The 6,082-nt window shown below is 65.2% G+C and carries 4 protein-coding genes; 2 read left to right on the top strand and 2 right to left on the bottom strand.

Translation table 11 applies throughout. The features are described 5' to 3' along the window. Together infB and rbfA are read left to right on the top strand one after the other, a co-directional pair. A partial coding sequence (gene infB, locus AC5RV1_RS21110) for a translation initiation factor IF-2 (protein WP_493995914.1) occupies nucleotides 1-2,545 on the top strand: 2,545 nt, incomplete at its 5' end. Nucleotides 2,546-2,843: 298 nt separating this feature from the next. After that, nucleotides 2,844-3,353 (top strand): 30S ribosome-binding factor RbfA, encoded by a 510-nt coding sequence (gene rbfA, locus AC5RV1_RS21105; RefSeq protein WP_493947272.1) that lies wholly within the window; start codon nucleotides 2,844-2,846, stop codon nucleotides 3,351-3,353. Nucleotides 3,354-3,430: 77 nt separating this feature from the next. Here rbfA and AC5RV1_RS21100 read toward each other — a convergent pair whose 3' ends face one another. Both AC5RV1_RS21100 and AC5RV1_RS21095 read right to left on the bottom strand, forming a co-directional pair. After that, nucleotides 3,431-4,570, bottom strand: a complete 1,140-nt coding sequence (locus tag AC5RV1_RS21100) for a ScyD/ScyE family protein (RefSeq protein WP_493995913.1) — start codon at nucleotides 4,568-4,570, stop codon at nucleotides 3,431-3,433. Between the two features lie 165 nt (nucleotides 4,571-4,735). Further along, nucleotides 4,736-6,082, bottom strand: a 1,347-nt coding sequence (locus AC5RV1_RS21095) for a S8 family peptidase (protein WP_493995912.1), incomplete at its 5' end; no start/stop codon positions are given.

The raw sequence follows: 6,082 nt of genomic DNA, 5'->3' as shown, positions 1-6,082 counted from the left end.
GGCAGCCAGCGCACCGGCAGCTCCGGCTGCTCCCGCTGCTCCGTCCACCGGCGCAAAGCCCGGTGCACGCCCGGCCCCCAAGGCCGAAACCCCGGCACCCCCCACCCGCTCCGGCGGATCACAGGGTGGTTCCGCTCCCCGTCCCGGCGGTCCCCGTCCGGGCAACAACCCCTTCGCTACTTCCCAGGGCATGCCCCGGGGCCGTGGCGGCGACGGTGACCGGGCTCCCCGTCCGGGCAACAACCCGTTTGCCACCTCCCAGGGCATGCCCCGCCCGGGTGGAAGCCGTACCGACGGCGACCGTCCCGGTGGTCCGCGTCCCGCAGCAGGTGCCGGTGGCCCCCGTCCCGGTGGTCCGCGTCCCGCAGCAGGTGCCGGTGGGCCCCGTCCGGGCGCACCGCGTCCCGGCGGTGCCGGTGGAAACCGTCCTACTCCTGGCATGATGCCCAACCGCACTGAACGCCCGGCTCCGGCCGGTGCCGGACGTCCGGGTGCCGGCGCCCGCGGCCCGGGACGCCCGGGTGGCGCTCCCGGAACCGGTGGTCCCGGTGGCGGCGGCGGTGCTCCCGCCGGTGGTGGCTTTGGCAAGGGCGGCCGCGGACGCGGCGGCACCCAGGGTGCCTTCGGCAAGGGCGGCGCCGGACGTGGCAAGCAGCGCAAGTCGAAGCGCGCAAAGCGCCAGGAACTTGAGCAGATGAGTGCCCCGTCGCTGGGTGGCGTGAGCGTACCCCGCGGCGACGGCAACACTGTGATCCGCCTCCGCCGCGGCTCGTCCATCACGGACTTCGCCGACAAGATCGAGGCAAACCCCGCCGCACTGGTAACCGTGCTGTTCCACCTCGGTGAGATGGCAACGGCCACGCAGTCGCTGGACGAGGAAACCTTTGCGCTGCTGGGTGAAGAGCTTGGCTACAAGCTCCAGGTCGTGTCGCCGGAGGACGAGGAGCGCGAGCTGCTCTCCACCTTTGATATCGACTTCGAAGCAGAGCTCGAAGCCGAAGGCGACGAAGACCTCGAGGCACGTCCTCCGGTTGTCACCGTTATGGGCCACGTGGACCACGGTAAGACCCGCCTGCTGGACGCCATCCGCAAGTCCGACGTTATGGCGGGCGAGCACGGCGGCATCACGCAGCACATCGGTGCCTACCAGGTCACGCACAACCACGAAGGCAACGACCGGAAGATCACCTTCATCGATACCCCGGGCCACGAGGCGTTCACCGCCATGCGTGCCCGTGGTGCGAAGGTGACCGACATCGCCATCCTGGTGGTCGCAGCGGACGACGGCGTGATGCCCCAGACCGTTGAAGCCCTCAACCACGCCCAGGCAGCGAATGTGCCGATCGTGGTGGCCGTGAACAAGATCGACAAGGAAGGCGCCAACCCGGACAAGGTCCGTGGGCAGCTGACCGAGTACGGCCTCGTTCCCGAAGAATACGGTGGCGACACCATGTTCGTGGAGGTCTCTGCACGCCAGAACCTCAACATCGACGAGCTGCTCGAGGCAGTCCTGCTCACCGCAGACGCTGCCCTGGACATGCGCGCCAACCCGAACAAGGACGCCCGCGGTATCGCGATCGAAGCCAACCTGGACAAGGGCCGCGGTTCCGTGGCCACCGTCCTGGTGCAGTCCGGCTCGCTCCGCGTCGGCGACACCATCGTTGCAGGCACGGCCCACGGCCGCGTCCGTGCGATGTTCGACGACGACGGCAGCGCCCTGACCGAGGCTGGCCCGTCCCGCCCCGTCCAGGTGCTGGGTCTGTCCAACGTGCCGCGTGCAGGCGACACCTTCTTCGTGACCGCTGACGAGCGCACCGCCCGCCAGATCGCCGAGAAGCGTGAAGCAGCCGACCGCAACGCAGCCCTGGCCAAGCGCCGCAAGCGCATCAGCCTGGAAGACTTCGACCAGGCAGTGGCCGACGGCAAGATCGACACCCTCAACCTCATCCTCAAGGGTGACGTGTCCGGTGCCGTGGAAGCCCTCGAGGACGCCCTGCTCAAGATCGACGTCGGCGAAGGCGTGCAGCTGCGCGTCATCCACCGCGGTGTTGGTGCCATCACGCAGAACGACGTCAACCTGGCGACGGTGGACAGCGCCGTCATCATTGGCTTCAACGTCAAGCCTGCTGAGCGGGTTGCCGAACTGGCAGACCGCGAAGGCGTGGACATGCGCTTCTACTCCGTCATCTACTCCGCAATTGATGACATCGAGATGGCGCTCAAGGGCATGCTCAAGCCGGAATACGAAGAATTCCAGCTGGGCACCGCCGAGGTCCGCGAAGTCTTCCGTTCCTCCAAGTTCGGAAACATCGCCGGCTCGATCGTCCGCTCGGGCATCATCCGACGCAACACGAAGGCCCGCATCAGCCGCGACGGCAAGATCATCGGTGACAACCTCACCGTTGAGACGCTCAAGCGCTTCAAGGACGACGCCACCGAGGTCCGCACGGACTTCGAGTGTGGTATCGGTCTTGGCTCGTACAACGACATCAACGAAGGCGACATCATCGAGACCTTCGAGATGCGTGAGAAGCCGCGCGTCTAAGGGTTTCTCACAGCGGGACGCCTCCGAGTTTTGGGGGCGCCCCGCCCCTACGCTGGGCGGCAAAGGATTTTGCGATCCTTTGCCGCCCAGCTCCGGTAGCGGAGCTGGCCTTCCCAACCCTCGCAAGCTCGGGTCGGGGCCCTCGGCCATCTCCTTAGATGCCGCTCCCGGGCGCCCCCAAAACTCTCCGGGATCGTCGTTGGCCCACCTTTAGTGCATGGCACATAAATGAAACGTTCGAGGCAGCTCCTGTGCCGCCGTCGTACGTCCCAAATTTTTCTTTTTATAGGAGTTTTTCATGGCTGATCCGGCACGTGCTGCCAAGTTGGCGCAGCGGATTAAGGTTGTTGTTGCTGAGGCCCTGGGCCGGAAGGTTAAGGATCCTCGGCTGGAGGGCATCACTGTTACTGATGCCCGGGTGACGAATGATCTGCAGCATGCCACCCTCTACTACACCGTTCTTGGCGACCAGGCTGTTCAGGCTGATGCTGCCAAGGGCCTGGAGAAGGCCAAGGGTGTGCTTCGGCAGGAGGTGGGGCGCAATCTGAGTATTCGGCTGACTCCCACCCTTGAATTCGTCTCTGATGAGATTCCCGTTATCGCGTCCAACCTTGAGGATCTGCTCCGGGAAGCCAAGAAGCGCGACGCCGAAGTGGCCGCCCTGGCGGCGAAGGCCCGGCATGCGGGGGACGCTGATCCCTACCGGAGCGATGCGTCCGCCGATGTGGACATCGACGAAGACGATTTTGATGAAGAGGACTTCGACGTCAATGACGACGAGGAACTCGACGAAGACGCCAGTAAGTAACCAGCGAGGCTGGTCAGCAGAAGGCCCGCACCACATGGTGCGGGCCTTCCGCTTTCCCTGAGAACTTTGTTTGCTGACTAGTCGATATGAACCCGGATCACCTTGCCCAGGAAAGGTTCTGCTGGAGGAGGCGCTCCCGGGCCGGCCGGGGCGCCGGACAGCGCGTCAACTGTGGCGTACAGGTGTCCGTCCTGGAATTCGACGGCGGCCGGCTGGTTTACCGTCAGGAATTCGGAAGGGTGGTCCCTGGAGCCATTGAACTTCAGGATATTGCCGCCGAAAAGGGAAGCCACATAGACATCCCCGTCGTCCCCAATGGCAAGGCCGGTGGGGGAGAGGATGTCATCGGCCCAGAGCTTTGTCTCGCCGGTCCACCGGTTGACTTTGAATATAGCGCCGCGTTCACCCAGCGCCGGGCTTTCCGGGCCGCCAGGCAGGGAAGTCACATAAAGCCAGCCGTCCGACCCAACCTCAACGTCCGTGGGAACAAACTCAAAAGTGTATTTCTTCCCGGCAACGCAAGCTGGCACGCCAAGGCCACCCTCCTCCTCCGGACGGGTAGCACTTTCCGGAATAACCGTGGGCCGCGGCGGCAGCACTGCAAGAGTGGAAATGTGGCCGCTGTCGAGGTCTACTTCCAGGATGGCGTTCGCGCCCGCGTCGGCTACATACGCATTGCCGCTCCGCACCGCCATGCCGTAGGGATGCGAGTCCACCCCGCCCTTATAGCGTGCAGGCGGAAACTCAGGCCAGTCCGCCAGGCACTCGTCCGAGACGTCAGCTTCGAAGCCGTAGTGCTGATCGCCGTCCGGGTTGTGCTTGCGTTCGTAGCGGGCCAGGTCCGCGATGGTCCGGACGTCTCCGTCCTCGTCGATGGACTTCAAGTAGCCGCCGAGAGCCTCGGGATCGCCCAGGCCGGCGCCCACGCTCTCAAAAAAATACGTGATTCCATGCCGGACTTCCACGCCGCCAACGTCCCAGCCCTCTTTGGCCTGATAAAGCGCAGTAGTGGTGCCGTCGTCGTTGACCCGGCTGAGGAGGCCGGCGAAGTTCTGGGTGACGAGAACGGATTCCTCCGCATCCACCGCCAGACTGAGAGGCCCTGCGAAACCCTCCGCCAACGTGCGGGGAGGGTGCTCATCTGAACCCGCCACTGCAGGCCCGCCAGGGATAACTATCGCCGCAGCAGCGAGACATGCGACCATTGGAAACTTCATATTCATTGGGTACTCCGTCGTGGCGCCCTGGACGGGCCGGATAAGGAGCCTCGCGGGAGGCAAAACTTCCGAAACCCCCGGCGCCAGATTATGCCTGCCGGCCAAGAATGTCTCCGGGATTTCCCCCTATTCCGCCCCCTAATTCATCCCCTAATGCGGATCTGGTCAGTCCACGGCATCCTCTGCGTCGACGATGCCCTCGCCGTACAGGCCGTTGTTCCCGGTGGTCCCTTGGCAGGCCGCGTTCCAGTCCGGCGTCCACCCCTCGTCGCTGTAGTCCTCCACACCGCCGACCGGGCAGGCGTGGTCGTCCGCCGTCCGCAAAAGCACCCGGGCCACGGTCGCCGGGTCGAGTGCGTGTCCGCCTTGGCCGGTGGACTTGCCCCGCTCCTGGATGATCAGCGCCGCTACGCCTACAACGTGCGGTGACGCCATCGAAGTGCCGTGCGAGTACGTGTAGAAGCCGCACTTGCCGTCGTCGCAGTACTTGATCGAGAACTCATCCACCGGGTTGCCCTTCGGGTCGGCAAGGCCCTGCTCGATCGCCGCCTGGAGCGGATAGGACGAGAGGATGAGGTTCCCAGGGCTCTGGAACTGCGGCGTCCCGACGTAGTCGCGGAACCAGCCTCCGGGGGCGGCGATCTCGATGTCGCCAAACCCGTAGTTTGAGTAGTCAGCCTTGGTCCCCGACGGACCGACCGCGGACACATTGATCACCTGTGGAGCCTCGCTCGGTAGGTTGAGGCAGGTTTTTTGCACTACCCTCGGCTGCGCAGCGTCCGCCGGGTAGTCCGGGCTGATCTCGTCGCTGCGGGTCGGTGCGGCCAGGTCGTTGTGCTCGTTGCCGGCGGCCGCAATCAGGGTCACGCCGCGGTCGGAGGCGTACGTCACCGCACCCAGCACCAGTTCGCTGATGAGCCGCTGCTCGATCAGTTGCGCGTCCGTCACGGTGCCGCTGACGTACTCGTCGCGGGACGTGCAGTTGTAGAGCCACGGGTCGGTGAAGAAGCTCATATTCACGACGTCGAGGTGGATGTCCCCCGAGTACACAAGCGCCTTGACCGTCTCGTACAGGAAGAAGTAGCCGGAGTCCTGTCCTGCGCGCACATTAACCAAGGTCGCGTCGGGGGCCACCCCGCCGATGCCGAAATCGTTGTCGGCCGCAGCCACGATGCCGGCCACGTGAGTACCGTGCCCGCCATCGTCGACGTTCGCGGGGTCCTTGCAGTCCTTGTACTCGCAGGGCCCGTCGATGTCCGGGATATCGGTGGTGAAGTTCCGCGACCGCTTAGCGTCGAAGTTGGGCGCGATGTCGGGGTGCCGGGCATCGATCCCCGTGTCCATGATGCCGACGTCGACACCCTTGCCGGTCGCCTTCTCCCAGGCGCCGTCGGGCGTCGCACCGAGCATCTCCATACCCCACTGGAGGTCGGACAGCGGCTCAGCCTCGGGCCCGTGCGTGGACAAGCTCCCGGCCTTCCCGGCGTTGCTCGCCTGCGCCCGGTCGGCCGC

Source organism: Arthrobacter sp. Hb9-2, from assembly GCF_059091165.1.
The sequence above is the reverse complement of the archived record's forward strand: the minus strand, read 5'-3'. Positions and strand labels throughout refer to the sequence as shown.

Coding starts and splice junctions, on each gene's coding strand:
- rbfA (WP_493947272.1), top strand. CDS start 2,844: ATGGCTGATCCGGCACGTGCTGCCAAGTTGGCGCAGCGGATTAAGGTT.
- AC5RV1_RS21100 (WP_493995913.1), bottom strand. CDS start 4,570: ATGAAGTTTCCAATGGTCGCATGTCTCGCTGCTGCGGCGATAGTTATC.